The sequence below is a fragment of the Arthrobacter sp. StoSoilA2 genome (genome assembly GCF_019977195.1).
In the GTDB taxonomy this organism is placed as follows: domain Bacteria; phylum Actinomycetota; class Actinomycetes; order Actinomycetales; family Micrococcaceae; genus Arthrobacter.
Genome location: NZ_AP024643.1, coordinates 200,418 through 226,583 on the forward strand (window position 1 = coordinate 200,418; position 26,166 = coordinate 226,583).

Sequence of the window (26,166 nt, forward strand, 5' to 3'; positions counted from 1 at the left end):
AACCGTCCATGACTTGCATAGGGTTGAGGAGATCTGCTTCACACCAGGCCCTGCTTCACAGCATGCAGCGCCCTGAACTACCCAAGGATGAGTTTCAACGATGAAGAGCATCGCCCTCCTGCGCGAACGAGCCACCCGTGTCATGCCCACCGGTTCCCACTGCCCGGCCTCGGGTTTGTGGAGCCCGGACTCTGAGCCTGACGCCGTCCAGGTGTTCGCGGAAGGTCACGTCCTACCGGCGCACAACGGAGTGCCCACTGTCTGGCGGCGCCGGACCGCTGGCGACATCACAGCATGACCAGCTCCATCCTGAACCGGCCCAGCGACTACCGGCACGTGCCGGCAGCGCAGTGGACTGAGCTCAGCGTCGGCGATCGCGTCTGGATCTACGACGTCGCCTGGGGTGCCGGCACGGGCCGTGTCGACGACGTTTCCCACCATCAGGAACTGCTGTGGGTGGTCCTTGAACCCACGGGCCGCAAGCTGTTCTGCGGAACGGACGACGTCCAGGTCTGGGCGGCCTAACCCGCCGGAACCAGCACGCTCGGGGACCCTGTCGCCAGCCGGCCTACGGGTCCGTCGGGCAGGCCGGTTTCGGGGTCGAGCCTGAAAGTCAGGACGTCGTTGGACCCTTCATGGGCCACCAAGAGCCAGCCGTCGTGGACCAGGTGGTGCCGTGGCCAGTCGCCCCCGCTTGGCACATCGGCCAGGGGAGTGACGTCCGTGCCCTGGGCGCCCACCTTCAGGACGCAGATCCGGTTGGAGCCCCGGACGCCCACATAGACGAACCGACCGTCAGCGGACATTGCAATCTCCGCGGCGGAGTCGCCGTCGAACGCTTTATTGACACTGGCGGGAACCACGGCCGTGAGTTCGTAAACTCCCTGGGGTTCGGCCCTGACCGCTGCAACCTCAATCGAGTATTCCGTATCGATGAAAACCGTACCGCTGGGATGCCGCACCATATGACGCGGGCCGGAGTCCTTGGGCAGGATCACGTGGTGGTCGGGCAACAGACCCTGGCCCGGCTCGTACCGCCAAACCCTCACAAGATCGTGCCCGAGGTCCGTGGTCATCACGCGACCATCGGGAAGCATGAGGCTTGAATGTGCGCGGCTTGGACGCGGCTCATCGGTGGGTCCGGTTTGATGGGGGTCGACGGCGGCTTCCGCGCTGGTCCGCGAGGTGATGGCGCCGTCGTGGTCCAGTTCGTAGAGAATGACCTGGCCGTCACCCCAGCAGGTGACCACAATGAAACGCCCCTGTGGATCCGTCGCGACGTGGCAAGCAGCCTCCCCCGCCAGCCATGGTTCACCCATCTCTTCCAGCTCAGCGGTGCCGGTACGGCGGTACGCCCGTACCATCTTGCCTTCCTCGGCAACGGCATAGAGCACAGGGAGGGTTGGATGAATGGCGAGGAAGGACGGCGAGTTCGCCGCCGCAGCCAAGCCAAGCGAAGTAAGGTTCCCGTCCGCATCCACGGTGATGGCGCCGATACCTTCGCCATTTCCATTCCGGTCCGCAGTGTAGGACCCGGTCCAGATCAATGTTTCTGCGCCTGCTGCTTCCATATTCAGTTCCCCCACGTTTAGTGTTCCCGTCCCCTAGTGTCCCTGAACGTCCGAGTCGACGCCGGCATCAGGACCGGCGTCGAGGGTTTGTAGTCTTCTGAGGTCATCCTGGTCCAGCTCGAAGCCGAAGACGTCAAGGTTCTCCCGCATCCTTTGCGGGTTGGCGGTCTTCGGGATGGCAACCAGGCCCTGCTGGACATGCCAACGCAGGACCACCTGGCCGGGCGTCTTTCCATGCTTGTTGCCGATGCTCGCCAGAACCGGGGCATTCAGGAGGTCGCTGCTGGCGCCCAGTGGACTGTACGACTCCGTGACAATCCCGTGCTGCTCGTTGAACGCGATGGCAACAGGACGCGGGATGGCGGGATTGACCTGGATCTGGTTGACCGCTGGAACAACATCCGTTTCCCGGAACAGCCGGTCAAGGTGCGAAGGCTTGAAATTGGAAACGCCGATGGATCGTACCTTGCCCGAGGCCTGCAGTTCCTCGAACGTCTTCCACGTGGAAACGAACTCGCCGCGGCGGGGGAGCGGCCAATGGATCAGCAGCAGGTCAACATAGTCCAGCCCGAGTCGTTGCAGGGAGCCATCGAGCCCAGCGGTTGCCTTGCCCGAGCCTTGGAATCCGCCGTCGAGCTTGGTAGTGATGAAGAGCTCGCTCCGGTCCACACCGCAGGCACGGATACCATTACCGACTCCTTCCTCATTCCCATATTTGACCGCCGTATCAATGTGTCGGTAGCCGCAGGAAACAGCCTCCACCACGGCATCGGCAACCTGGGCATCATCCAGGGGCCACGTACCTAAGCCCAGTTGCGGGATCTTGTAGCCGTCGTTGAGTTCAATGAGCGGGGCAAGTGTCATGAGCATGATCTCCTCTTATGCTTGAATCTCGACCGGCGGGTCTCTTTGCTGTTCTACGCTGGCCACTGGCTGCTTGGCAACAGCTGCCGCCGCTATCACTCATCGAGCAGACCACTCATCTTGCCGTCCACTCATAGAGCCGATCGCTCAGTTCCATGAAGTCTTCCGCAACTACCTGCAGTCCGGGATGCTGATCGTGCCAGTCGATGATCTCCCTCGCACCGTCCGCGAAAGGGATGGTTGCCTGGTAATCCGGCACGAGTGCCTTGATCTTGGAGTTGTCGAACACCACGGAGTGCGAGCGGTCCCCCAAAAGGTTGGGGCCAAGCTCTTTGCTATGGGCGGCGATGGTCTCGGAGGAAACATGAAACAGCTCTGGCTCAGGAACCCCGGCCGCCCGGGCGAAGAGACGGTAGATCTGGTTCCATGGCAGGAACTCGTCGGAAGTAATGGTGTAGCTCTCACCGACAGCCTGTGGTCTTCCCAAGAGCCCAACGAAGGCCTTGGCGAAATCACGGCTGTGCGTCAGCGTCCACAGGGAGGTCCCATCCCCATGAACCAACACGGGCATTCGGGCGCGCATCCGGTGAATGTCAGTCCAACCGCCCACCAGCGCGATCTTGGTCCGGTCGTAGGTGTGCGACGGCCGGACCACAGTCACAGGGAAGTCCTGCTCGCGGTAAGCCTCAAACAACAACTCTTCACAGGCAATCTTGTCCTGCGAGTACTTCCAAAAGGGGTTCTTCAAAGGAGTCGATTCCCTGATGGGCAGGGTGCTGGGTGGCTTTTGGTACGCCGAGGCGGAACTAATGAAAACGTACTGGCCCGTTTTTCCCCGGAACATCTCCAAGCCGGCCCGCGCATGAGCCGGAGTGAACGAGATGAAGTCCGCTACGGCGTCGTACTCCTTTCCCCGAAGCACCTCCCGCACTGCCCCGCTGTCACGGATGTCTGCATGGAGCACCTCAGCGCCCTCGGGAACCGGCCGACCGGCTGACCGTCCCCTGTTGAGGATGGTCAGCCGGTGGCCCAGCGCAACGGCGCGGTCAGCCGCCGCCGCACTGATGACCCCGGTACCGCCGATGAACAGGATGTTCCGCGGCGAGACCGTGTCCGCTATTCCGGGACCGACGGGGAGGAGGCTGCTCACCAGGCGTAGTCCTCCGGGGCGGGGCGGTGTCCCGGGAAAATGTCATCCAGCCGTTTGAGGGCATCCTCGTTGAGGGTCACATCCAAGGCCCGGATTGCGGCGTCCAGCTGCTCCTGGGTGCGTGGCCCAACGATGGGCGCCGTCACGGCAGGCTGATGAAGAAGCCAAGCCAGGGCAACGTCCCCGGGCTTCTGCCCGAGTTCGTCCGCGAAATCCTCGTACTGACGGATCTGGTCCTCATGCTTGCGCAGCGTCTCCAGCGCACGGCCTTCCGTGCGGCGGACGCCCTGCTCCTCCTTCTTCAGCACGCCACCCAGCAGGCCGCCCTGCAGGGGAGACCACGGGATCAAGCCGAGCCCGTACTGCTGCGCCGCGGGGATGACTTCAAGCTCCAGCTCGCGCCGGAAGAGGTTATAGATGGACTGCTCGCTGACCAAGCCGGTGTAATTGCGCCTGCGAGCGGCTTCCTGGGCCTGGGCAATGTGCCAGCCGGCAAAGTTGCTGCTGCCCGAATACAGGATCTTGCCCTGCTGCACGGCCACCTCGATTGCCTGCCAAATCTCATCCCACGGTGTCTGGCGGTCGATGTGATGGAACTGGTAGATGTCGATGTAGTCCGTCTGCAACCGCTTCAAGCTGGCATCCAGGGCACGACGGATATTCAGGGCGGAGAGCTTGGACTCATTGGGGCGATCCGTCATGGTGCCGTACAGCTTGGTGGCCAGGACTGTCCGTTCCCGGCGCTCGCCGCCCTTTGCGAACCAGCGCCCGATGATTTCTTCGGTCCATCCCCGGTGGCCGGAACCGCCATAAACGTTGGCGGTATCGAAGAAGTTGATGCCGGAATCCAGTGCGGAATCCATGATGGAGTGCGCGGTGGCTTCGTCCGTCTGGGGACCGAAGTTCATGGTCCCGAGGCAGAGGCGTGAAACTTTCAGGCCGGAACGGCCAAGGTGGGTGTACTGCATGCTGTTGTGTCCTTTTGTTTAGAACTACGTTGTCTGTTTAGAACTGGGTAAAAGCCGCGACGGCGGGATCGGAACCTATGCGGGCTCCGGCCTCCAGGGCGGTGATGGCAGCCAGTTCGGATTGGGTAAGGGTGAGATCGGCGGCGCCGAGGTTTTCCCGCATCCTGGCAGAGTCGGCGGACTTGGGAATCACGATGGTTCCCTGCGCGAGGTGCCACGCCAGAATTACCTGTGCCGGAGTCGTTTCATGTGCAGCGGCCACCAAGGCCACTACCTCGGCGTTCAGGTCCTTGCCCTGTCCCAGCGGGCTATAGGCCTCCACGGCGATGCCGAGATCGCGGCACTTGTTTGCCAGATCGCCTTGCTGGTACGTGGGGTGCAGCTCGATCTGGTTTACGGCCGGCACTATGTCCGCTTCCCGCAGCAAGGTATCCAGATGGTCTGTGAGGAAGTTGGAGACGCCGATGGCCCGGATCTGCTTGTCCTGGTAGAGCTTCTCCATCTCCTTCCAAGCCTGGGTGTACAGCCCCTGCGAAGGTACGGGCCAGTGGATCAGGTACAGGTCCACTGCTTCCAGGCCAAGGGCATCGCGGCTGCGCTGGAAGGCGTCGTACGCCTCACCCTGCTCGCCGTTGCGAAGCTTGGTGGTGATGAAGAGGTCTTCCCTGGGAAGGCCCGAGGCGGCGATGGCAGCACCCACGCCTGCCTCGTTACGGTAGGCAGCTGCGGTATCGATGTGCCGGTACCCTGCCTCCAAGGCGTCTTCCACCACCTTCTGTGTTTCTTCCGGAGGCACCTGGAAAACACCGAATCCGAGCTGGGGAATGGTGACGCCGTTATTTAGGGTCAGCTCTGGCATGAGGTCTCCTTCGAGGTAGATATTTCTGGGCCGGGCCGCTGCTTCCTGTGGGTTCGGCTGGTGCGCCGGTTGCCAGAAAGCGTTTTCGGGAGGCTCTGTACCGAGCCTATTCAGTTTTCGTCGCAGAGTCAGCAATCCAGACTGATCCTGTTTTTCCTAGGTCTGGTAGTCCTACCCAAAATGGTGGTCCTGCTCTGGTCCTGCCAGCTGCGATAACGGCAGAATGGACGGATGGGTCAAAGCGCCGAGTTCGGAAAATTCCTCAAAGTCATGCGTGCCCGCCTCTCGCCCGAGGACGCCGGGGCTCCGCAGTCCAACGGCTCCCGCAGGGTTCCGGGCCTCCGCCGTGAAGAGGTGGCGAGGCTCTCCGGCGTGAGCACGGACTACTACACACGCCTGGAGCAGGGCCGGAACATCCATCCGTCCAAGGCCGTCCTCGATTCCGTTGCACGGGCGTTGCGCCTGGACGCGGGGGAGCATGCGCACATGTTGGACCTGCTGGAGCACTGCGCCAGTTCGGCCGGTAATCCGGGCCCCGCCCAAAAGGTGCGCCCTGCCTTGCGGCAGCTGCTGGACGCCGTCGGGGATGTTCCCTCAATGGTCCTGGGGCGACGCGCTGACGTTTTGGCCGGAAACCGGATGGCGCATCTGCTGTTCACGGATTTCACAGCACTGCCCGCGGCCGAACGGAACCTGACCCGCTGGATCATTCTGGATCCTGCGGCCAAGGACCTGTTCAGGGACTGGAAAACCGTGGCCGCCGAGGCAGTGGGCGCCTTGCGGATGGACGTGGGCAGGCACCCCAACGATCCCCAGACCAACCAGCTCGTGGGCGAACTTGCCGTGCACAGCGAGCATTTCCGTCAATGGTGGGCGGGACACAGGGTGGCCACACGGTCTGCCGGGATTGTCCGCCTGCACCACCCTGTGGTGGGGGACCTTGAACTGAACTTTGAAACCCTGGGCCTCCCGGACGACCCCGACCAGCACCTGAGGGTCTATTCCGCGAAGGTGGGTTCGCCGTCGTCGGACGCCTTGACGCTGCTCAGCAGCTTTGGCGAGGTATCGGCGGCGACCATCCCGGCCCCCGAACCCGCCCGCCGGGATGACAGTTAATGCCAATGTTCGTCTGAAACATTGGCATTAACTGTCATCTCGCGGAGGAAGGGATCAGCGCTCCAAGCGGAAGCCAAGCTTGATGGTTACTTGCCAGTCGGCAATTGCGCCGTTCTCCAGGTGGCCGCGGATCTCCTTCACCTCGAACCAGTCGAGGTTACGCAACGTCTGGGCGGCAGCGGCGATGCCATTCCTGACGGCCGCATCGACGCCCTCGGAAGAAGTGCCAACAATTTCGGAAACGCTATATGTGTGGTCAGCCATGGTGCTCCTCATCATCGTCCCTGAATCTTGAAAATGCTGGCCCGCTCGGCAGGCCGTTCATGCAGACTAGCCCACGGACGTCCGTGCGGGCCAGAGGTCCGGCAGGCTCAGCTTTCGCGCCAGTCATTGCCCGTGATGTGCGATCCCGCATGCGGTCCCATTTGGAGCATTCCGCCGTCCACAGGCCACGAGGCGCCAGTGACGTAGCTGGAATCCGGAGAGGCCAGGAAAGCGATGACGGCCGCAATTTCGCGTGCGTCACCGGGACGGCCCAGCGGCACGCCAGGCCGCTCCTTCTGCCTTGGGTCCTCGTCCGTTTGCCCGGTCATGGGTGTTGCGATCTCGCCGGGAGCAACGTTGTTGGCAGTAATGCCGAACTCCGCGAGCTCCAGCGCCATGGTCTTGATGAGCCCGCCAAGGCCGTGTTTGGAGGCATCGTAGGCAGAGGCTCCGACCCGCGGCTGGAACTCGTGCACGCTGGTGACGGCGATGATGCGTCCGCCGCGGCCAGCGTTGACCATGCGTTTGGCAGCTGCCTGCATGGCCACGAAGGCGCCGTTGAGGTTGGTGTCCAAGGTGGACATCCAGGTGTCGTAATCCAGGTCCAGGAACTTGGTGCCATCGCCCGTTCCGGAGTTGTTGACGAACACGTCCAGGCCGCCGAGCTCCTCGGCCAGCTTGTCAATGTTGGCAGCGGTTTCGGAGACGTTCGTGGTGTCCAGATGGTGTACCACCGCCTTGCGGCCCAGACTGCGGACCTCTTCCGCAGTGTCCTCGGCACCCTGCTGGTCCGTGTGCCAGGTGATGCCGACATCCATGCCTGCCTTGGCCAGCGCAACCGCCGTGGCGCGTCCAATCCCTGAGTCAGATCCTGTGACGATGGCGGTTTGCGGGGAAAATGATGCCTCGCTCATGTCCTTGCCTTTCGGTCGCGTGATGGTTCCGATGACTTATCCCTACCCGGACACGCCGGATCGTAAACACGGAGGCTGGAAGATGCCGGTTCTTCCCGGATCCCGGCGGCGGATGGGGATGGAGTGTAGATTTTTAGCAGCACCACCAGTGAATTCCCACAACCAGGAGTACTCATGTCTGAAGTTATTGTCGTCGGCGTTGACAGCAGCGAAACGGCCAAGCGGGCAGCCGTGGCAGCAGCGAAGCTTGCCACAGCCCTTGGCGCCGAGTTGCATGTCATCAGCGGGTTCTCCGATGACCGCATTGAAGAATTTGGCAGCGGCAGCGACAGGATCACGGTTTCTTCGGCCGACTCCGCAGAATACGTGGCCCGCAAGGTCTCTGAGGAACTTGATGTTCCCAGCGGCAACATCAAATACTTCGCCGCCCGGGGTACGCCGGCCAACGCGCTTATCAACTACGCCGAGACCAACAACGCCTCGCTGATCGTGGTGGGAAACAAGCGGATGAAGGGCCTGGGCCGTGTCCTTGGCAGCATCGCCAACAGCGTGGCACACGGTGCTCCGTGCGACGTCTACATCGTGAACACGGACGTCGACTAAACCTGACTCAACGGGGGACAGGAGACGTACCAATGGGCTTCCATTGGTACGGTTGCTGTCCCCTGCCTGGGTTAAGCCTCCAGGACGTACGTCTTCAGGTCGTCCAGGGTTTGCTGCATGTGGGCGTCCATGGCCAGCCGGGCCTCATGCGGATTCCGCGACTCCAGGGCCGCCGCAATTTTCCGGTGATGGCCGATCGCGTGCTCCTGGATGTCAGCGAAAGCTGAGGTCTGCGTCCGCCGTGCCTCGAGTACGCGATGCAGCGGCTCGAACAGTACGGCCACGAACACGTTGCCCGACGCATGGAGGATGACATCGTGGAAAGCGAGATCGGCTTCCACGAAGGCGGCCACGTCATTGACCTCGTGTGCGGCCTGCATCTTTTCAACGTGCTCTTTGAGGGTGATCAGCTCGTTGTCGGAGATACGTTCCGCTGCGAGTTCGCAGGCGCCGGTCTCCAGCATCCGGCGTAGCTCAATGAGCTGGATGGCAGCGGCCGCGTCTTTTGTTCCTTCGGAAGCGGCACGCAGGACGGCCTCCAGGGATGCCCACTGGTTCAGTGGATTCACGAATGTTCCGCGGCCACGTTCCACGCTGAGTATCCGCTGTGCCTCGAGGGTTTTCATGGCTTCGCGCACGGTCATGCGGCTCACCTCGTGCCGGGCGCTGAGCTCCAGTTCGCCCGGAACAATTGTCCCGGGCGGAAACTCGCCTGCGATGATCCGGTCCAGCAGCTCATCAGCAACGACGCCCACCAGCGACTTGCGTGCCATGTATCCCCATTTCCTGTAATTCAGACCCTCCGGCACCTCATGGATGTTTTCCTCCAGGCGCGGATGGTTGTCAGACATCTTACGCTGGCGGTGGCCAGCTCGTTTTCCAAAATTCACACAAAGTCGTGGCGCATTCTTCCGGCTGCTCCCAGTGGACGCTGTGACCGGCGTCGGGAATGGCCTTCAGGGTGCGCGTCGGGCTTGCCGCCACGAACGACGTCATCTGCTCGATTGACCGCACGCGGTCGCCCGTTCCAGCGATGACCAGCAGCGGCGCCTGAACGCGGCTGGGCACTGAAGGTTCGACGCCGGTCATGGCGGCCCAGGCGCTCGCGGACAGAATCCGGAACGGCGTATCGAATCCTTTGCTCAGCAACTCCATGTCTTCCGGGGAGAGGTGCCCGTACCAGGCGTTCATGAGCTTCAGCTTGGTGCCCGCGTCGAAGTATCCCTGCTCCAGCTGTGACACCAGGAGGTTCTTGAAGGCCTCGTTTTGGGGTGCCGGAACCATTCCTACCAGCGTCACTGTTGCCACTAGTTCCGGATGGGTTGCCGCCAAGGTCAGTGAGACGCTGCCGCCCATCGAATGCCCCACCAGGTGCGCCGGCCCTTTCGTGCGGGCGCGGATCGCTGCTGCAACGGAAGCGGCGGCAGAGTCCAGCGTCCACTCGAAGTCCGGTGGCGTGTCCTCGCCGGGGTGATAGCCGGGGAGGTCGAGGATCCACACTTCGCGTCCGGCGTCGAGCAGTAGCTTTGCCAGCGGCTCCCAGTACGCCGATCCCGAAGCCCAGCCGTGGATGAGCACAACCGGGATCTGCCCGCCGGGGGAAGGCGAGGGGGTTCTCACGTCCACGAAGGGGAGTGGAATTGCGGTGCCGGCCATGACTCCAGACTAGTGACGCACGGCATCTTGCGCGGTGAAGAGCGCTGTGTCACACTGGCTATGAAATGTTAGATGTCTGACATCTTACATTCACTAAACCGCTACACAGATTTCCCACGATGGAGTGCACCGTGACCCTTGAAGCAGATGTTCTGGCCGCTTTCCCCGCGGAGGTCCAGATTCCGGCCCGGCTGGTTGCTGACGCCGTTGCGGCATCCTCGGCGACGTCCCCCCGCGTCCTGGTGGTCCTCGACGACGACCCCACGGGAACGCAGTCGGTCGCGGATCTCGCTGTCCTCACCCGTTGGGACGTCGCGGACTTCACCTGGGCCTTCAATCACATTCGCGAGAGCCAGACCAAGCCCGCCGTCTACGTCCTCACCAACACCCGCAGCTTGGACCCTGCAGAAGCAGCGGCGCGGAACGAGGAAATCGTCCGGAATGCGCTGGCAGCAGCGGCCGGGAAGATCAGCCTTGACTTCGTCAGCCGCAGCGACTCCACCCTGCGCGGCCACTACCCGCTCGAGCCGGACGTCATCGCCGCTACGGTCGCCGCCGAAACCGGTGAGGTCACCGACGGCGTCGTCATCGTTCCGGCATTCCCCGACGCCGGCAGGGTCACCATCGGAGGTGTGCACTACATGCGCGGCACCGGGGAAGAAACCGGCACCCTAACCCCGGTGTCCGAGACGGAATTCGCGAAGGACGCGTCCTTCGGTTTCGCCAACTCCGAGATGGCCAAGTATGTGGCGGAGAAGTCGAAGGGCCGGTTCCCGGCAAGCGATGTAATCGTCCTTGACCTCAACATCATCCGTGCCGGCGCATCGGCCCAGGACCCGGCCATTTCCGCGAAAGCCATCGCTGACGCCATTGATTCCGCTACCAACTCCACGCCGATCGTGGCCGACATCGTCACCGAAAACGACTTCCGTGCTCTGGCCCTGGGCCTAGAAGAAGCCGAACGACGCGGCAAGAAGCTCCTCTACCGCGTGGGCCCGCCGTTCGTCCGTGGCCGCATCGGCCAGGAAATCCGCACCGCACTCACCTCCGAAGAGGCCTACGCCGGCAACACTCCCTCCACAGCCGGCGGCCTGATCGTGGTTGGCTCGCACGTTGGCGTGACCACCCGCCAGCTCAACGCACTCACGGCAGAGCACAGCTCGGCGCGGATCATCGAGATCGACGTCGAGAAGCTCCTCGCAGCCGAAACCGAAGCGGAAGCCGACGCTTACATCGCAACCGTTGTGTCCGACGTCGTCGATGCCCTCCGCCAGGGCGACGTGATCGTCCACACCAGCCGCCTGCTCATCAAGACCGACGACGCCGCCGCGAGCCTGAAGATCGCGCGCACCGTCTCGGCCGCCGTCGTCAATGTAGTGAACCGGACGCTGAAAACCTTCCCGCCGCGGTTCGTCATCGCCAAGGGTGGCATCACGTCCTCGGATGTTGCGGCCCACGGACTGGAGATCCGGCACGCGATCGTCCGCGGACCGATGCTGCCGGGCATCGTCTCGCTCTGGGAACCGGTGGACGGCCCCGCGAAGGGCATCCCGTACATCGTGTTCGCAGGCAATGTGGGCGATGACCAGTCCCTCGCCCAGGTCACCCGCAAACTCAGCGCCACTTTCTAACCCATCCCCACTTGCCCCCTAACCTCGCAAGCTCGGCCAGGGAACCCGGCAAGCGTGGCCCCTATTTATTGGAGAACACCATGACCAGCAGCAACTACACCATCACCGTTCTGGGCCTCGGCGCCATGGGCCTGCCCATGGCCACCCGCCTCGCGTCCGAGTTGACCGTCCACGGTTTCGATATCGCCGAGCCCCGATTGGAGCTCGCTGCGGCAGCCGGCATCAAGACTTTTGCTTCTGCCCGCGAAGCCTCGCAGGACGCCGACGCGCTGCTCCTGGCCGTTCGCAATGGTGAGCAGCTCAACGATGTCCTGTTCGGCGAAAACGGCGTTGCCTCGGTTCTGAAGCCGGGCGCCGTCGTGATCCTTGGCAGCACGGTGGGCACCGAAGCCATCCCCGCCACGGTCGAAAAACTGGCCGGGTACGGCGTTTCACTCGTTGACGCGCCACTGTCCGGTGGACCGAAACGTGCCGGTGAAGGCGATCTGCTCATCGTCGTTGGTGCCGAGCCCGAGGCGCTGGAAAAGGCCCGCCCTGCGCTGGAACTGTTGGCCTCCACCCTGAGCATTGTTGGCGACAAGCCCGGCGACGGCCAAGCACTCAAAACCGTCAACCAGTTGCTCTGCGGCGTACACATCGCCGCAGCTGCAGAGGCCATGGCCCTTGCCGACGCTCTCGGCCTCGATCAGGCCAAGACTCTCGCCGCGCTGGAAGCCGGAGCTGCCGGTTCCTTCATGCTGTCCAACCGCGGCCCCCGCATCCTGGAGGCCTACACCGAGGACGGAGCCGAGGTCCTCAGCCGCCTGGACATCTTCGTCAAAGACATGGGCATCGTCGGCAAAGCCACCCGCGCTGCCGGCCTTGCCGCACCCGTTGCCGCCGCTGCAGAACAGCTTTACCTCCTCGGCCAGGCCCAAGGCCTCGCCGCCGCCGACGACTCCGCCGTCATCAAGGTTGTCGCGCCCACAAAGCGCACCAACTAACCCAATAAAAACCCGCGACGACGGCGGTCCCCCCTTCGCCGTCGTCGCCACCTCCCGCCGGTCTTCTCTAGACTGGTATGTCAAAGGAGACACCCCCAATGAATCCCCTCATCAACTCCTTGGTGGTCCGGGCTGCTGATGCCCCCGCCATCAAACCGGCTGTGGAACTGGGAACACCCCTGTTGCTAACTATCGCTGCTGCGGGCATTGCCCTGCTGCTGGTGCTGATTATCCGCTTCAAGATCCAGGCCTTCGTTGCCCTGTTGGCTGTCAGCATCCTGGTGGGCGTGGCAGCCCAGATTCCGCTCAGGGACATCTTCACAGTGGTGGCCAACGGCGTTGGCAGCACCATGGGCAAGGTTGCTTTGTTGATTGCCCTCGGCGCCATTCTTGGCCGCATGATCGAGGTATCCGGCGGCGTGCAGTCGCTGGCCACCCATTTCACTGAGAAGCTGGGCGCCAAGCGTGTTGCCATCGCCTTGACGGCCGTGGGCTTCCTCGTGGCGATTCCCGTGTTCTTCGAGGTGGGCGTCATCGTCCTCGTCCCGATTGTCTATGCCTTCGCCAAGATCGCGAACGTTCACCCCATCAAGTTCGGCCTGCCCATGGCCGGCATCATGCTGTCCATTCACGTGGCTGTCCCGCCGCACCCGGGAATCGTTGCAGGCGCCGGCGTCTTCGGCGCTGACATTGGCCTCATCACCCTGATCTCGCTGATCATCTGCGTGCCGCTTGGCTTCCTGTCCTACTGGGTTGCCAGCATCATGAACCGCAAGGACTACGAACTGCTTCCAGGCGTCAAGGCGCAGGTGGACGAATTCGGTTCCGAGTCCCTGGTCCACGTGGGCTCTGACGGTCCGGGCGCCCGCGCCATCGCCCCTCCGCGTCCCGGCCTGATCATGTTCCTGATCGCCGCTCCGATCGTCCAAATCCTCGTAGGCACGCTGGGGACGCTGACCATTGCCAAGGACAACTACTGGTACGGCGTGGCCGCGTTCATCGGCAACCCGTTCTTCGCGCTCCTCGTGGCGGTAGCCCTCTCCTTCTTCCTGCTGGCGGTCCGCCGCAACTGGTCACTCAAGGAAACCGGCGAGATCTTCGAAGGCGCCCTTCCTCCCATTGCTTCCATCCTCATGGTTGTCGCCGCGGGCGGCGTGTTCGGTGAAGTCCTCCGCACCTCCGGCATCGGCGCAGCCCTGTCCCACACCCTGGACAGCCTGGGCCTGCCGGTGATCGTTCTCGGCTTCGTTATCTCCCTTGCACTGCGCGCCGCCCAGGGCTCGGCCACCGTTGCCATTGTCACGACTACCGGCCTGCTCACTTCCGCAGTGATGGAAGGCGGCTACACGCCCGCCCAGATCGCCGTGATCGTGATCGCCATCGGATTCGGCGCGTTGGGGTTGTCCCACGTGACGGACGCAGGATTCTGGACCGTGATCCGGTACTACGGCCTTACTGTCACCGACGGCCTCAAGACCTGGACCGTCCTCACTACCATCCTGGGCCTGGCCGGCTTCGCGCTGACGTACGTTGCCTGGATCCTGGTGGGAGGCCTGGCCCACTAATGCGCGCCAAACTGGATCAGTTGGTCATTTCCGCGCTCGCTGACGGCTCTGCTGTTCCGGCCTTCACCTGCTACGACTTCACTACCGCGCTGGCCGTTGTTTCGGCGGCGGAGGAAGCCCGGCTCGGCGTGATCCTGCTCGTAGCTCCGAAGACGGCTTCCACCCCCAACGGGCTCAGGCTCATCGCGGCACTTCGCGGCCTCGCCGACGACGCCAGCATTCCCGTGTCCGTCCAACTGGACCACGCATCGGACCTGCAGGTCATCCGCGACTCCGTGGCTGCCGGTGCGGATGCCGTGCTGGCGGATGGTTCGTCCTTGCCGTTCGAGGACAACATCGCCTTGGTCCGCGAAGTCCGTGCCGCGCTGGATGCGCAAGGTGCGTCCGACGTCGTAATCGAGGCAGAGCTGGGTGGCCTGGCGGGCGACGAGGACAAGGCATTCGGTACCGAAGATTCAGCGCACGACGCCGGCACTTCAGCCGCCGGCCTCACTGATCCGGCGCAGGTGGCCGAGTTCGTTGTGCGGACCGGAGCGCAACTGCTCGCCGTTGCGGTGGGTAACGTCCACGGAAAGTACAAGGGTGAGCCCAACATCCGCTGGGATGTACTCCAGGAAGTTGCTGCACGGACGGAGGTTCCTTTGGTGCTGCACGGCGCCTCCGGAATCCCCGCTGAACAGCTTTCAAAGGCTCCTTCCATGCAGGTTGGCAAGGTGAACTTCAATACCGAGCTACGCACCGGAATCCTGGCGACCCTCGAAGCGGAAACCGCCGCCCACCGGGCCGACGGTGAGAACCTCCAAGGCTTGCTGGCGCGATGGAACGGTTCCGCGTGGTCCTTCGCAGGCGCGACACTCGCCATGCTGAGTGACTGACACAACCCCGCCCTCACGGGCGTCGTAACATGGGGAGGCTAGGATCAGACCATGATCCTGGCCTCCCTGATTTTCGCCCTGCTTGCGGCGTTGCTCCACGTGTACATCTTCACCATGGAATCCATCACGTGGACCAAGCCAGCTACATGGAAACGATTCAGCGTGACATCACAGGCCGACGCCGAAACCACCAAGCCACTTGCCTACAACCAGGGTTTCTACAACCTCTTCCTGGCCATCGGCGCGTTGATAGGCATCATCGCAGTGGCCATGGGCGCTCCGCAGGTGGGCTGGACCCTCGTCTTCAGCTGCTGCGGTTCCATGCTCCTTGCGGCACTGGTGCTCGCAGCGAGTGGCAAAAAGTACCTCCGCCCTGCGGTTCTCCAGGGGACAACACCGCTGCTCGCCGTCGTGCTTGGCGTGCTGGCTGTCCTTTAGGGCGCTGTTGCTTAGTGCTCCAGATGCTTAGTGCTCCGGCGGGCCGCTCTGCGCGGCGGCCTGGTCCATCCACACAACTTCCCAGTGGTGGCCGTCGAGGTCACGGAACGCCCTGCTGTACATAAACCCGAGGTCCTTGGGGTCGTACATCTCGGAACCTCCGGCCTCGACCGCCCTGGCGGCCAGGGCATCAACATCTTCGCGGCTGTCGGCAGAGATGGCAACAATTGCCCCGACCGAGTTCCGGGTGTCCGCGATGGGCTGATCGGTGAACTGACTGAATTTGTCGTGAGTCAGGAGCATCCGTCCAGAGCACCGTATGACCTTGTGGATAACGCTTACGAAGTCTCCCTCCATAGCGGCAGGGGCACCACGCTGCGACTGCGACCCGCTTCGTCAAGGACGTGGCCCAACCGCTTGAAGGTCCGCACCACCGCCTGCCTTGAGATGACTGCACTTCCTGGAGCCCGCTGGGCAAGTTCGCGTTCGTAGGCCTGGACCTCCAGATAGTCCCGGACCCACAAAGTGACCAGCAGGTTCTGTGCGCCAAGGACTTGGGCGCTCAACCGGCAATTGGGCAACGCCGCGAAGAAGCTGCCCACACCGTCAACGAACTCAGCTGGAACGTTCAGGACGAGCGTCACTTCCCTCAGCCCCTGCTGGGCGGAGCTGGACGCATCGCACCTCAGCGTCATGTAGCCGGTTGCCAGGAACCGTTCCACCCGCCGTCGGGCTGTTTGGGGCGAAACACGGCAGGCGGCACCCAGTTCCGCCCAGCTCGCCCTGCCATCCTTGGCGAGCTCCTCCAACAACGCTGCATCAAGCCGGTCCGGTGCGTAGGCCGACTGCTCGGGCAGGGGTTCCGCTGACACGAGCCTTGCGCGCGCGGGTTCCAGCGTGCCACTGCGCCATTCTGAGGCCTGCCGATACAACTTGGTGACGAAAACGACCTCACGATGCGTGACGCCGGGCAGCCTTGGAAAGGCGCCGGTGACGATATCCATCAACTCTTCATGGCTGGATGCAAAGCAGTCAATGAAGAGATCGTGCGCGCCTGTCACCAAAGAAACTGTGCCGAATGCAGGTTCGGAGCACAGCTGCTCAATCAATGCCTCGCTCTCGCTGGGCGAGGATGACAGATGGATGAAGGCGGACCACCCGGCACTGAGATAACGCTGTCCGGGTGCAGGTGTGATCCAAGCCTGGCCTTGGCCGGCGAGGGCGTTCCATCGCCTTGCCACCGTGGGCGCAGACAGCTCAAGGGCGTCGGCAATCCGGCTCCACTCTGCCCGCGGATTGATTTGGAGGGCATTCAGGATTTCGAGGTCCAGCTCGGAAATTATGGCTGATTCGTTCACTGATGTCTTCCTTGTGTCTATTTCAAACAATTTCCCAGCCAGTCTAGACGAGGGCAATATCGTCGTGACTCGCATCACTAATCGGCGGCACCCTCAACAGGCCAAGACCACAAGGAAGCACATGGGAAGCAAGACAGCACCAGCGGCGGCGTCAGTAACGACGCGCCGGTCCATTGCGGGAATGATCTTCGCAATGGCATTGATTGAATCACTGAGCGGGGTCACCCAGGGGTACTTGAACCCCATCCTCCCCGCGCTCGGACCCGTCTTCGAGATTGACGACCCCACCATCAACGGCATCTTCCTGATCTCCAACGTGAGCTTTGCAGTCCTCACTCCGATCATTTCAAGGCTTGGAGACAGCTACGGGTACAGGCTGGTGCTGCGCTGGTCCACAGGGGTTGTGACGGCAGGAGTCCTTCAGATGGCCTTGTGGCCCTCGCTGTGGACGGTGACGATCGGCGTGGTCATGCTTACGTGCGTGGTGGGCTTCATCCCCCTCATGATGGGCATCCTGCGCGTTAGCAGCCCTGGGCATACGCGCACTGGCGTGAGCGTCATGATCGGGATGCTCATGATCATGGTGGGAGCGGGCGGGCTTTTTGCCGGAATCGTTGGGGTCACCAGCCCGACGCTCGGTTTCTGGGTGGCGGTTCCTTTCGCGGTGGTCGCGTTCATTTCTTCCTTCTTACTGCCCGACGCCGGTGTGCCGACCCGCGAGGGCATCGCCCTTGGGCCGTTGCTGGCTTGCTCGCTCGGTCTCATTGGTTTTGTTGTGGCGGTCTCGATGGCGCCCGAATGGGGTTGGCTGGATGCCCGTACCTTGGCCGCTGGCCTGCTGGGAGCATCCCTGCTGGCCTACTGGGCCAAGCGTGATTACAGCGCAAACCAGGGTAAGCGCTTCATGGACCTGCGGATGCTGGCCATTCCGCGGATCCGCTCCATCTCACTGGCTACTTTCTTCTTTGGCTTCGCGTCCATCAGCTACTTCGGCACCAACGGGATATTCCTGCACTCCAATCCTGAAAAGACGGGTTACGGATTTGCCCTGAGCCCCCTGATGATCGCCATTGTCCTGGCCTTGGCTTCCGTGCTCTCCCTTTTGTCCTCGCTGCTCACGGCCCGGGCTTTGCGAAAGTTCGGTGAGCGGGCCACGCTCGTGTTTGCCGGTGTCTTGCTCGCAATCGGATTCCTGGTCATGATGCTTGCCCACAGTTCCCTCGCCGGCTATTGCCTGGGCTTTGCGATGTTCAACCTAAGCCTGGGAATGTACCAGGCCGGAACCCGCTCATTGTCCGTGGAAGGCGTCCCCTTGGAGGAAACTTCAACTGCTGCCGGGCTCAATGAGCTCGCATTGTCCGTCGGGATCGCGGTGGGCGCGGCCGTGGTGAAGCTGATCTCCTCCGCGTCCGTGGAGTCCGGGCATATTTCAGAGTCCGGGCTGCAGGGCATCTGGGGAGCCCTTGCTGTGGCCGCACTCGTCGCGGCGGCCGCAAGCGCCCGCTACCCAAAGCGCGAAAACGCCGGGGTGTCCGCATGACCGCCGCTGGACTTAACAGCCTAAGCCGCGGGGCCGCCGTCGTACGCGTATCCCAAAGCGACATCGAGGCCAGGCTGAAGGCTGCCACAGAGCGGTGGAAACCGGACCTGCTGGACCTCAGCCACGCCATCCACGCCGATCCTGAGCTCGGCGGGCAGGAGTTCCGTGCAGTCAAGCGGATCAGGCGGCTACTCCATGCGGCGGGCTTCCGCTTCGATGATCGCCAGCCACTACAACCCACCGCCTTTAGTGCGCGGCTGGGAACCGGAGACCTGGTTGTGGCGCTGTGCGTTGAGTACGACGCCTTGCCCGCCATTGGCCACGCATGCGGACACAACGTGAACGCGGCCAGCGCGATGGGAGCAGCGCTGGCCCTGGCGGCAGTCGCTGACGAACTCGGCATCACTGTCAAGGTGCTCGGAACGCCGGCGGAGGAGACCACCGGTGGGAAGGTCGATCTCATTGACGAAGGGTTCTTCGAGGACGTGTCCCTGGCAATGATGGCCCATGCCGCGGCAAAGGACGTGGTGGGCGGTTCGTCGCTGGCGATGTCCATGTGGGACGTGTTGTTCGAAGGCAGGCCGGCCCACGCAGCTGCCGCCCCGATGGAAGGAGCCAACGCCCTGGACGCACTTGTCGTCGCCCAGACGGCCGTTGCGCTGGCCAGGCAACAGCTCCCGATCGGGTCGATCATTTCGCTGATCGTCACCGAAGGCGGAAGCGCCGTTAACGTCATCCCCGAGCGCGCAAGGGCGAGCATTGAGATGCGGGCTCCGAGCATCGAAAAGCTGCGCATCATCCAGGACAAGGTGCGGCGCTGCCTCGAAGCAGGCGCCCACGCCAGCGGTTGCACCCTGGATGTCACGCCAGCGGGCAATGACTACGCCGAACTCCGACAAGACCCGTTCCTGTCGGATGCCTACCGGGCAGCCATGACGGCCATCGGACGGGACGTCGTCTTCAATTCCGAGCCAGTGGCCTCCACGGACATGGGCAACGTCTCCCAACTGGTGCCAACCATCCACCCCATGGTTGGCTACGACGTCCGTGGCGCAGCCCATCACACAGCAGAGTTCGCGGCCTTCGGCGCTTCGGCCGGCGCCGACAAGGCAGTACTTGACGGATCGTACGGCCTGGCCGCGGCAGCGTGCGCCGGTGCCTTGGACCCGGAGGAACGGGGGCGGTTACTGGCCAGGGCGCGCCACTAGCACCGGCCAACGCGGGCACCGCTGGTCCCCGTGGCACCCGGGGCGGACAATGGAGTCAACAAGCAGGAGCGTGTATTCGTGGGGAGGGCCATGCAGCGGGGAAAGCCGGTTCATCCAGGCGCCAGCCGAAGCACGGCTGTGCCGGCAGCTCCGGCTGCGCGGCTGGAACCGGGTGTGCCGCGTGAACCGGCTGTGCAGCGTGATCCGGTTGTGCAGCGTGAACCGGGTGTGCAGCGTGATCCAGCGATCGACCTCGTCCGCTTCATCTGCCTGCTCCTGGTGGTCGCGGCCCACTGCATGATGGTCAGTCCCGTCCTGCACAGGGATGGGAAAGTCACCACGGAAAACACCCTCATGGAGCAAAGCTGGTTCACGCCCGTGGTTTGGGTGCTCATGATCGTGCCGTTGTTCTTCGTCCTGGGCGGCGTCACCGGGTTGCAGTCGTGGCGACGCCTGCAAGCACGCGGCGGCACAGGCTTCGACTTCGCCCAGCTGAGACTGCTGCGTCTGGTCAGGCCAGCCATGGCCCTGCTCGCCATCATGTGGGCGGGGCTCTGGCTGGCTCTGCTCAGCGGCGTTGACCCCCAGGTGATCCAGTTGATGACCACCGGGGCTGCGATGCCACTCTGGTTCCTTGCTGCCTACCTCACGGCTCAGCTCAGCATCCCGCTCATGGCCCGGCTTCATCAACGTGCCCCGCTGCCCACGTTGGGCGTCCTCGTGGCGCTGATCATTACGGTCGACTCCCTCCGCGGCGCGCTCCCGGTTCTTGCCTTCGTCAACATGGTGTTTGTCTGGTGCGCAGTCCAGCAGCTCGGCTTCCTCATGGCGGACGGCTTTTTTGAGCATCGCAGCAGAACCTGGCTGGTAGGGGCGATCATAGTCAGCAACGTGTTGCTCGGGCTGGTGACCGGCGTGGCCGTATATCCGGGCAACATGGTGGTGAACATCAACCCACCCAACCTTTGCCTGCTCCTGCTGGCGATTTCACAGACTGCCACCCTCCAACTTCTGGGCAAAGGCATACGCTGGATCGCCTCTGTCCGCTGGGTCCAGGCGTCAATTGCGGTGGCGGGCCGCCGGTCCATGACCGTCTACCTCTGGCATCTTCCTCTCCTGGTGGGCATGTCCGGACTCCTCTTGCTCACCGACTTTCCCAAACCGGCCGACGGCACAGCGGAATGGTGGTGGGCGCGCATCCCCGTCTTCTTCGCCGTCGTAGCCCTGCTGCTGCCGGTCGTGCTGCTCCTCGGTCGCCTTGAGGACCGTCCGACGGCGGCCAGCCACGCGCGGGGTCCCTCGCGCACCGCTGTGGTGACGGCCGCCGTCGTGGTCTTTGTCCCCGTTGCGGATGCCGCGTTCAACGGCCTGACGCTGGCGCTCCTGGGCGGGGGAGCGGCATGCTTCGCGCTCGCGGTACTGCTGCTTGGCAGGGTCCCGACGCCGGTGCTGCCGCCACCAGGACCGGATGGGGCGCAAACACGCGGGGGAAAACGGTCCACATTGCCAGCGCCCGGTTTACGTGCCAATCTCGAATCATGACCGAGCACACTGAATCATTGGCAGACTCATTCCGCGCTGGCGTCACTACAGTGCGCAACGATAAGTTCCACCGCTACGAACTCCGCGTAGACGGTGAGTTGGCGGTGATGTCCCAATTCATCGATCGGCCCGGTCACATCGATTTCACGCATACCGAGACAAAACCTCAGTTCAAAGGCCAAGGGCTGGCCAAGGTGCTGGCCCACTTCGCCTTGGACGATGTGGTGGCGTCCGGCAAGCGCATCATTCCGCATTGCCCATACATCGCGGCATACCTGCAGAAGCATGAGGGCTACGAGCAGGACGTCGACTGGCCCGCCGAGAAACCTGTAGGCGAACCGGACAACGAGTAGGGTTCGCGGGCCATTTGGGTAGGGTTTCGCGGGCTATTTTGGCGCCTCCAGGGCGGCCTGATACTCGACGCCTCCCAACTGATTAGTGCACGTTTCCGTCGGATCGTGTCGTGGAATTTCCAAGTAATTTAACCCCGTAGTCCTAAGTACCCTGCGATTCAAGTCATCCCGGAATTTGCTGTCACACTGGGCCTATGGGGAGCGATTTTGATACTGGTTCCAGCAGCGGAACCATCACCGCTGGACCTGTCAGCGATCAGGAAATCATTGCGGCGGTCCGAGGAGGTGACAACGAGGCCTTTGACTCGTTGTACCGGCGGCATCTGGCTGCTGCGCAATACGTCGCACGGGCGAATACCGATAACCCGAGTGACGCCGACGACATCGTTGCCGAGGCCTTCGCATCAGTGTTCCAGGCCCTTAGCGGCGGCAAAGGACCACGGGAATTCTTTCGTGCCTACCTGCTGACGGTCGTGCAGCGGACAGCGCATGCGCGGAACCGGAAAGCAAGGCTCACCCAGTCCGCCCCTGACGACGCGATGTTGGATACCGCCGTCGTGGACGCCGACCCCGTCTTGAGGGAATTCGAATCCTCGGCTGTGGCGTCGGCATTCAGGTCCCTTCCCGAGCGCTGGCAAGCGGTGCTTTGGCATGTGGACATTGAGGGCATGAAGCCGGCTGCTGCTGCGCCGTTCATCGGTGTCAGCCCCAATGGAGTGTCCTCGTTGCTGATCCGGGCAAGGGAGGGGCTCCGCCAGGCGTATCTGCAAAACCACGTGGTGGTTGCCCCCGACGATGAGTGTTCGGAGTATTCCGGCCAGTTGGGCAAATATGCACGGAACGCCCTGAAAAGGACCTCACGTGAAAAGGTCAGTGCGCATCTGGAGACCTGCTCCAAGTGCACTGCGCTTCTCTTTGAACTCAACCACATCGAAGGTGCCATGCGGGCGGCTCTCTTCCCCCTGGTGACGGGCATCGTGCTGACTCCTGGCGCGCTTGCGGGATTGCTCGCGGCATCGAATCCGTCCGGCGTCACCGGGCAGAGCCCTGCCACAGTTCGATCCCCCGGGCACATATGGAAGGTTGCTGCGGCGATCGCTGCAGGCGTGGCGATTTTTGGTCTTGCCGCGTGGTTCGGGCAGCCTGATGTGGAGGTCAGCAACGCCGGTGATGCTCCAAGTGCCTCGGCATCACCCCCGGCGTCCAGTGCTGCAGCTGACTTGCCCACCGTCCCCTCCCCAGCTCCGACTGCGGTGCAATTGCCGCAACCTTTTGCACCCGTACAGGTTCCGCCGCTTCCGGTCACCGAGGAAATTGCCAGGCAACGGGCAGCAGTTGTCACGAACTCGGGGACGATGTCCTCAACCACCGAGGCGACGCCTCCAACGGCTGCCCCGTCACAGACGGTCGAGGCTTTCTTTGGCATGGAAGCCGGCAGCGGGTTACTCGATCGCGATGTCAGTGTTGGCTTTTCACTCATCGGAGATCGGGCGCCAGGCTCCGGTGAAGCAATCTTCAGCCTGCCGGAGAATGCCACGTTCATCCCGGGGAAATTCTCGGCACCGGCCGGATGGTCGTGCTCGGATCCCGCTGCGGACAATCGATTGATCCGCTGCACCACGGCGTCCATCGAGCCAGCCGGCCTTGCATTCGAGCTCGGCGTTTTCCTTCGGAATACAGAAGCGGGCAGCACACTGAACTATCAGTTCAGCGGCCAATACATCCTTACCAAGTCCTTCGCCAGTAGTTTTCACTAGTCGCGCTGCCTTTCGCCTGCCGCTCCCGGCGCCGGCCAGCTCGAATAGGGCCTCAATCTTTTTCTGTTTTCTCCGTCACGATTCCGCTTTAGCCAACACTAAGAGGCTGACAATATCTGTGCGCATCGGCTTCCTTGGAAGCGGAAGCACCAAGCGCAACTGCCTGGGTCTTGAGCCTGGGGCGCTTGGGGACGATGGAAAGACAAGCAACAGCCGTGAAGAATTCTCTCCTGGCCAGAACTTTGGTGATACTGCTGTCCACCCTGGCTGCTACCTCGGCGGTGGGAGGCCTTCAACCTGCCCCTGCGCAGGCGACAACGCCGTCAACGCCACCTATGCCTCCAACATCCTCGACGCCTGATGCTACCCAGCCCGGCATTGTGGTGTTCTCGGAGAATTTCGAGCACGGCAGCCCCAACTCCGCCCTTGGCGCGCAGTCTTATTCGGCTCCCGGGTCAAAGCAGTACATTGGCAGGGGCGGCCAGGCGTACACAGGTTCTCCAGGTTGGATCGACGCTGCCAGGTGCAATGGCATCATCCTGAGCTACCGGAATTCGAACACCCCCACATGGGCGCAGTCCGGAACTGCGGCCGAAGGCAAAAACAACAGATGTGCCGAGCTCGCGGATATTCGCAGCTATCAGTACATGCGCATGCTGGCCTTGGGCATGGGGCAACAATTCACCCCCGCCTCTCCCACCACTAATCACGTCAACGGCTCTTACACCGAATGCCCGTCTACCAGTTCCACCGGATCAGTGTGCGATGCCATCCCGTCCGGGCCCGCTGATGGGGTGATATTCAGGACCACCCGCCCAATCCCGGTGACAGCGGGCCACTATTACGCTTTTGGCCTCAACACCGCGTACATGAATTGCGGCCTGGCTGCGGGCGATCCGTCGTATCAGTTCGCCGCCGTTGACGGCGACGGGACAGCCACGCCGGTCGGGAACCCACTCAATGGGTGCCAAACCTGGGACGATCCCAACGTGGACTCGTTCCGGCAACAAGTCACCAGCGACGTCGGCGGAACCCCGGGAACCGTCACCAGGACCGTCAACGTCAACTCGATGACGTCGAACACGGCGATCCAGGCCAATGGCAATTCCCTGGGGCTTGAAATGTGGAATAACAACGGCACCACCAACGGGAACGATGGCGCCTTTGACGAAGTGCGCCTGCTTGACGTCACTCCAGAACTGAAGCAATCTTTCACTCCCGCGGTGGTGGGCCCCGGCGGGATTTCCACCCTCACGCTCACCGTCACCAATACCAGCGAACTCAACGCGAAGCATGACTGGTCCATCAACCAGGTGCTTCCTTCCGGACTGACGATCGCCGGGGATCCGAACATCGGGGGAACGTGCGTTCAGGTTCCCGGAACCAACCCATTCCTTCGCTCGGCAGATGCCGGCAGCGGAACGCTCTCGATTTCCGGCGGCGACCTCAGCCGGGGCCAGGCCTCGTGCACGGTGGTGGTGAATGTGACAGTTTCGGCCGAGGGCACGTATTCCAGCGCACCTACCGACATTGCAAGCAACTTGAACCCTCCGGCAGCGGCCTCCCTGGTGGTCCGGGCTCCCAGGATTACGCTGGGCAAGGCGCTGACCACCGCCCGCGCTGCGGTCTCCGACCAATTCACCATGGAGATCCGTGCGGGGTCTCCCACCGGTCCAGTGATAAATGCCACTACTCACTCCACTACCTCAGGATCTGTAGCAGGTATCGCAGCGGGCTCTGGTGTCACGGGTCAGACGACGGCCAACGCAGGCACTACCTACTACCTCACGGAAGCCGGCGGCATCCCGTCCAATTACCACCGGAACATCACCTGTACGGACACAGCTGGCCTGCAGCCGAATTTGCCCGCAGGAGCGGTGGTTGACCGACCCTTTGCGCTGACGCCCGTCGCCGGCGCAAACATCCAGTGCATTTTGACTGGCGCCGCTGCGCCCCTTCCCGGCCTCGGGTTTACCCACAGCGCTGATGCCTCCGCTGTCCACTCGCCAGCGCAGGCAGGGGATGTGATTCGCTACATCTTCAGGGCAACGAACAGTGGGAACGTGCTTCTGACTGATGTGGTCATCAACAACACTCTTGCCGGACTCCCGGAGCTGGCATATTCGTGGCCCGGGATCCCCGGCCAGCTGCTACCGGGTCAAACAGTGAGTGCTGTCGCTGCCTACAGCATCACCCAAACAGACCTCGACGCCGGTCGGGTCGCCAACTCCGCTGCGCTCGCCGGTGTTCCCGGCGCCGGCGGCCTCACGGCCTCGTTGCCTGTGACTACAGATACACCGTTGTCACCGGATGCACGCCTTGAGTTCTCCACCACCGCAGATGCCTCTGCGGTGGGTGATCCCGCAAAGGTGGGCCAGGTCATCACCTATCACTTCACGGCGAAGAACGCCGGAAACACCGCCCTCAAGAACGTCGCCATTGCGGATCACGCGCGAGGACCCAGGCCACTGGTCTACGCATGGCCCGGAGCCGCGGGTGAACTGCTGCCCGGCGAAACTGTGACGGCTTCCGCAAGCTACGAACTTACGTGGTGGGACGTCAAGGCAGGCAACGTCGCTAACTCGGCAACAGCTATGGGGACGTCTTCGGCAGGTGGGCTGGTAACAACGCATCCTGCCACAACCGCCGTGGCCTTCCCGCGAACAGGGCAGCAGGAGATCGAAAAGGCTTTCCTGCGGATAGCACCGCAACCAGGACACCAGGCCTCCTCGCGGCCCGATTCGAATCAGCCCGCTCCGAATCGGCCCGTTCCCAATCAGCCCGGCGGGTCGGTTCAGCCCGGCGGGTCCGTGATTACTTCCAATTCGTCAGCCGGGGCATTGGCCAACACGGGAGTCGCGTTCTCCATTCTGCCGGTCGCCGTCCTTATCCTTTCGGGTCTCGTCCTCTACCTGATGGGACGCCGCAAGACTGTCCGGAACCAGCCGTAG

At 62.8% G+C, this 26,166-nt stretch carries 26 protein-coding genes; 15 read left to right on the top strand and 11 right to left on the bottom strand.

The window, feature by feature from the left end; translation table 11 throughout:
- The first annotated feature begins 100 nt into the window (after nt 1-100).
- Nucleotides 101-298: a hypothetical protein gene (locus LDN82_RS00980; protein ID WP_224094690.1), complete on the top strand. Its 198-nt coding sequence runs from the start codon at nt 101-103 to the stop codon at nt 296-298.
- On the top strand, nt 295-525 hold the full coding sequence (locus LDN82_RS00985; RefSeq protein WP_224166046.1) for a hypothetical protein: 231 nt from the start codon (nt 295-297) through the stop codon (nt 523-525). The genes LDN82_RS00980 and LDN82_RS00985 overlap by 4 nt, the downstream gene beginning before the upstream one ends.
- Here LDN82_RS00985 and LDN82_RS00990 read toward each other — a convergent pair.
- From LDN82_RS00990 to LDN82_RS01010, 5 genes are all read right to left on the bottom strand, one after another.
- Entirely contained in the window at nt 522-1,571 is a 1,050-nt protein-coding gene (locus LDN82_RS00990; protein WP_224167433.1) for a beta-propeller fold lactonase family protein, read from the bottom strand. The genes LDN82_RS00985 and LDN82_RS00990 overlap by 4 nt on opposite strands.
- Nucleotides 1,572-1,604: 33 nt before the next feature.
- Nucleotides 1,605-2,435 carry an aldo/keto reductase gene (locus LDN82_RS00995; protein WP_224094692.1) on the bottom strand — a complete coding sequence of 277 codons (831 nt, stop codon included), beginning with the start codon at nt 2,433-2,435 and terminating at the stop codon, nt 1,605-1,607.
- 115 nt (nt 2,436-2,550) lie between these two features.
- A complete protein-coding gene (locus tag LDN82_RS01000; RefSeq protein WP_224166047.1) occupies nt 2,551-3,585 on the bottom strand; it encodes an NAD-dependent epimerase/dehydratase family protein in 1,035 nt (344 codons plus the stop codon).
- Complete coding sequence (locus LDN82_RS01005) at nt 3,582-4,553, bottom strand: aldo/keto reductase (RefSeq protein WP_223935354.1); 972 nt, start codon at nt 4,551-4,553, stop codon at nt 3,582-3,584. The genes LDN82_RS01000 and LDN82_RS01005 overlap by 4 nt, the downstream gene beginning before the upstream one ends.
- Before the next feature lie 37 nt (nt 4,554-4,590).
- The gene (locus tag LDN82_RS01010) at nt 4,591-5,412 is read right to left on the bottom strand and encodes an aldo/keto reductase (protein ID WP_224094694.1); all 822 of its coding nucleotides are present in this window, start codon (nt 5,410-5,412) and stop codon (nt 4,591-4,593) included.
- A gap of 231 nt (nt 5,413-5,643) precedes the next feature.
- Here LDN82_RS01010 and LDN82_RS01015 point away from each other — a divergent pair, with 231 nt between their 5' ends.
- Nucleotides 5,644-6,528 (top strand): helix-turn-helix transcriptional regulator, encoded by an 885-nt coding sequence (locus LDN82_RS01015; RefSeq protein ID WP_224166048.1) that lies wholly within the window; start codon nt 5,644-5,646, stop codon nt 6,526-6,528.
- A gap of 54 nt (nt 6,529-6,582) precedes the next feature.
- Here the strand turns inward: LDN82_RS01015 and LDN82_RS01020 are convergent, their stop codons facing one another.
- Nucleotides 6,583-6,792 carry a dodecin gene (locus LDN82_RS01020; protein WP_224094697.1) on the bottom strand — a complete coding sequence of 70 codons (210 nt, stop codon included), beginning with the start codon at nt 6,790-6,792 and terminating at the stop codon, nt 6,583-6,585.
- A gap of 107 nt (nt 6,793-6,899) precedes the next feature.
- Nucleotides 6,900-7,706 carry an SDR family oxidoreductase gene (locus LDN82_RS01025; protein WP_224166049.1) on the bottom strand — a complete coding sequence of 269 codons (807 nt, stop codon included), beginning with the start codon at nt 7,704-7,706 and terminating at the stop codon, nt 6,900-6,902.
- A gap of 174 nt (nt 7,707-7,880) precedes the next feature.
- On the opposite strand from LDN82_RS01025, the gene LDN82_RS01030 reads away from it, so the two are divergent.
- Nucleotides 7,881-8,309: a universal stress protein gene (locus tag LDN82_RS01030; RefSeq protein ID WP_224094701.1), complete on the top strand. Its 429-nt coding sequence runs from the start codon at nt 7,881-7,883 to the stop codon at nt 8,307-8,309.
- A gap of 71 nt (nt 8,310-8,380) precedes the next feature.
- Here LDN82_RS01030 and LDN82_RS01035 read toward each other — a convergent pair whose 3' ends face one another.
- Together LDN82_RS01035 and LDN82_RS01040 are read right to left on the bottom strand one after the other, a co-directional pair.
- Complete coding sequence (locus LDN82_RS01035; protein ID WP_224167434.1) at nt 8,381-9,082, bottom strand: FadR/GntR family transcriptional regulator; 702 nt, start codon at nt 9,080-9,082, stop codon at nt 8,381-8,383.
- 79 nt (nt 9,083-9,161) lie between these two features.
- Nucleotides 9,162-9,965 (bottom strand): alpha/beta hydrolase, encoded by an 804-nt coding sequence (locus LDN82_RS01040; protein ID WP_224166050.1) that lies wholly within the window; start codon nt 9,963-9,965, stop codon nt 9,162-9,164.
- Nucleotides 9,966-10,096: 131 nt separating this feature from the next.
- Here LDN82_RS01040 and LDN82_RS01045 point away from each other — a divergent pair, with 131 nt between their 5' ends.
- The 5 genes from LDN82_RS01045 to LDN82_RS01065 all read left to right on the top strand — a co-directional run bounded on the left by LDN82_RS01045 (nt 10,097) and on the right by LDN82_RS01065 (nt 15,457).
- The gene (locus tag LDN82_RS01045) at nt 10,097-11,596 is read left to right on the top strand and encodes a four-carbon acid sugar kinase family protein (protein ID WP_224166051.1); all 1,500 of its coding nucleotides are present in this window, start codon (nt 10,097-10,099) and stop codon (nt 11,594-11,596) included.
- 80 nt (nt 11,597-11,676) lie between these two features.
- A complete protein-coding gene (locus tag LDN82_RS01050; RefSeq protein WP_224094706.1) occupies nt 11,677-12,579 on the top strand; it encodes an NAD(P)-dependent oxidoreductase in 903 nt (300 codons plus the stop codon).
- 98 nt (nt 12,580-12,677) lie between these two features.
- Nucleotides 12,678-14,144 (top strand): GntP family transporter, encoded by a 1,467-nt coding sequence (locus tag LDN82_RS01055; protein WP_224166052.1) that lies wholly within the window; start codon nt 12,678-12,680, stop codon nt 14,142-14,144.
- On the top strand, nt 14,144-15,019 hold the full coding sequence (locus LDN82_RS01060) for a class II fructose-bisphosphate aldolase (protein ID WP_224166053.1): 876 nt from the start codon (nt 14,144-14,146) through the stop codon (nt 15,017-15,019). The genes LDN82_RS01055 and LDN82_RS01060 overlap by 1 nt, the downstream gene beginning before the upstream one ends.
- Before the next feature lie 51 nt (nt 15,020-15,070).
- A complete protein-coding gene (locus tag LDN82_RS01065) occupies nt 15,071-15,457 on the top strand; it encodes a DUF1304 domain-containing protein (protein WP_224094716.1) in 387 nt (128 codons plus the stop codon).
- A 27-nt stretch (nt 15,458-15,484) separates the two neighbouring features.
- On the opposite strand, the gene LDN82_RS01070 is transcribed toward LDN82_RS01065, so the two are convergent.
- Nucleotides 15,485-15,760: a VOC family protein gene (locus LDN82_RS01070; protein WP_224166054.1), complete on the bottom strand. Its 276-nt coding sequence runs from the start codon at nt 15,758-15,760 to the stop codon at nt 15,485-15,487.
- A gap of 35 nt (nt 15,761-15,795) precedes the next feature.
- Nucleotides 15,796-16,815: an Lrp/AsnC family transcriptional regulator gene (locus LDN82_RS01075; protein WP_224166055.1), complete on the bottom strand. Its 1,020-nt coding sequence runs from the start codon at nt 16,813-16,815 to the stop codon at nt 15,796-15,798.
- A gap of 121 nt (nt 16,816-16,936) precedes the next feature.
- On the opposite strand from LDN82_RS01075, the gene LDN82_RS01080 reads away from it, so the two are divergent.
- The 6 genes from LDN82_RS01080 (at nt 16,937) to LDN82_RS01105 (ending at nt 26,166) form a co-directional block, all read left to right on the top strand.
- Nucleotides 16,937-18,355, top strand: coding sequence for an MFS transporter (locus tag LDN82_RS01080; RefSeq protein WP_224166056.1), 1,419 nt, complete (start codon nt 16,937-16,939; stop codon nt 18,353-18,355).
- A complete protein-coding gene (locus LDN82_RS01085; RefSeq protein ID WP_224166057.1) occupies nt 18,352-19,563 on the top strand; it encodes an amidohydrolase in 1,212 nt (403 codons plus the stop codon). Before LDN82_RS01080 ends, LDN82_RS01085 begins: the two co-directional genes overlap by 4 nt.
- A gap of 90 nt (nt 19,564-19,653) precedes the next feature.
- Nucleotides 19,654-21,105: an acyltransferase gene (locus LDN82_RS01090; RefSeq protein WP_224166058.1), complete on the top strand. Its 1,452-nt coding sequence runs from the start codon at nt 19,654-19,656 to the stop codon at nt 21,103-21,105.
- Nucleotides 21,102-21,458 (top strand): GNAT family N-acetyltransferase, encoded by a 357-nt coding sequence (locus LDN82_RS01095; RefSeq protein ID WP_224094728.1) that lies wholly within the window; start codon nt 21,102-21,104, stop codon nt 21,456-21,458. Before LDN82_RS01090 ends, LDN82_RS01095 begins: the two co-directional genes overlap by 4 nt.
- 194 nt (nt 21,459-21,652) lie before the next feature.
- Nucleotides 21,653-23,215, top strand: coding sequence for an RNA polymerase sigma factor (locus tag LDN82_RS01100; protein ID WP_224094730.1), 1,563 nt, complete (start codon nt 21,653-21,655; stop codon nt 23,213-23,215).
- A gap of 215 nt (nt 23,216-23,430) precedes the next feature.
- Nucleotides 23,431-26,166 (top strand): hypothetical protein, encoded by a 2,736-nt coding sequence (locus LDN82_RS01105; protein ID WP_224166059.1) that lies wholly within the window; start codon nt 23,431-23,433, stop codon nt 26,164-26,166.

Coding starts and splice junctions, on each gene's coding strand:
- LDN82_RS00985 (WP_224166046.1), top strand. CDS start 295: ATGACCAGCTCCATCCTGAACCGGCCCAGCGACTACCGGCACGTGCCG.
- LDN82_RS01035 (WP_224167434.1), bottom strand. CDS start 9,082: ATGGCACGCAAGTCGCTGGTGGGCGTCGTTGCTGATGAGCTGCTGGAC.
- LDN82_RS01070 (WP_224166054.1), bottom strand. CDS start 15,760: ATGCTCCTGACTCACGACAAATTCAGTCAGTTCACCGATCAGCCCATC.
- LDN82_RS01050 (WP_224094706.1), top strand. CDS start 11,677: ATGACCAGCAGCAACTACACCATCACCGTTCTGGGCCTCGGCGCCATG.
- LDN82_RS01085 (WP_224166057.1), top strand. CDS start 18,352: ATGACCGCCGCTGGACTTAACAGCCTAAGCCGCGGGGCCGCCGTCGTA.
- LDN82_RS01080 (WP_224166056.1), top strand. CDS start 16,937: ATGGGAAGCAAGACAGCACCAGCGGCGGCGTCAGTAACGACGCGCCGG.
- LDN82_RS01025 (WP_224166049.1), bottom strand. CDS start 7,706: ATGAGCGAGGCATCATTTTCCCCGCAAACCGCCATCGTCACAGGATCT.
- LDN82_RS01065 (WP_224094716.1), top strand. CDS start 15,071: ATGATCCTGGCCTCCCTGATTTTCGCCCTGCTTGCGGCGTTGCTCCAC.
- LDN82_RS01060 (WP_224166053.1), top strand. CDS start 14,144: ATGCGCGCCAAACTGGATCAGTTGGTCATTTCCGCGCTCGCTGACGGC.
- LDN82_RS01095 (WP_224094728.1), top strand. CDS start 21,102: ATGACCGAGCACACTGAATCATTGGCAGACTCATTCCGCGCTGGCGTC.
- LDN82_RS01005 (WP_223935354.1), bottom strand. CDS start 4,553: ATGCAGTACACCCACCTTGGCCGTTCCGGCCTGAAAGTTTCACGCCTC.
- LDN82_RS01055 (WP_224166052.1), top strand. CDS start 12,678: ATGAATCCCCTCATCAACTCCTTGGTGGTCCGGGCTGCTGATGCCCCC.
- LDN82_RS00990 (WP_224167433.1), bottom strand. CDS start 1,571: ATGGAAGCAGCAGGCGCAGAAACATTGATCTGGACCGGGTCCTACACT.
- LDN82_RS01015 (WP_224166048.1), top strand. CDS start 5,644: ATGGGTCAAAGCGCCGAGTTCGGAAAATTCCTCAAAGTCATGCGTGCC.
- LDN82_RS01010 (WP_224094694.1), bottom strand. CDS start 5,412: ATGCCAGAGCTGACCCTAAATAACGGCGTCACCATTCCCCAGCTCGGA.
- LDN82_RS01030 (WP_224094701.1), top strand. CDS start 7,881: ATGTCTGAAGTTATTGTCGTCGGCGTTGACAGCAGCGAAACGGCCAAG.
- LDN82_RS01040 (WP_224166050.1), bottom strand. CDS start 9,965: ATGGCCGGCACCGCAATTCCACTCCCCTTCGTGGACGTGAGAACCCCC.
- LDN82_RS01090 (WP_224166058.1), top strand. CDS start 19,654: ATGCAGCGGGGAAAGCCGGTTCATCCAGGCGCCAGCCGAAGCACGGCT.
- LDN82_RS01100 (WP_224094730.1), top strand. CDS start 21,653: ATGGGGAGCGATTTTGATACTGGTTCCAGCAGCGGAACCATCACCGCT.
- LDN82_RS01020 (WP_224094697.1), bottom strand. CDS start 6,792: ATGGCTGACCACACATATAGCGTTTCCGAAATTGTTGGCACTTCTTCC.
- LDN82_RS00995 (WP_224094692.1), bottom strand. CDS start 2,435: ATGACACTTGCCCCGCTCATTGAACTCAACGACGGCTACAAGATCCCG.
- LDN82_RS00980 (WP_224094690.1), top strand. CDS start 101: ATGAAGAGCATCGCCCTCCTGCGCGAACGAGCCACCCGTGTCATGCCC.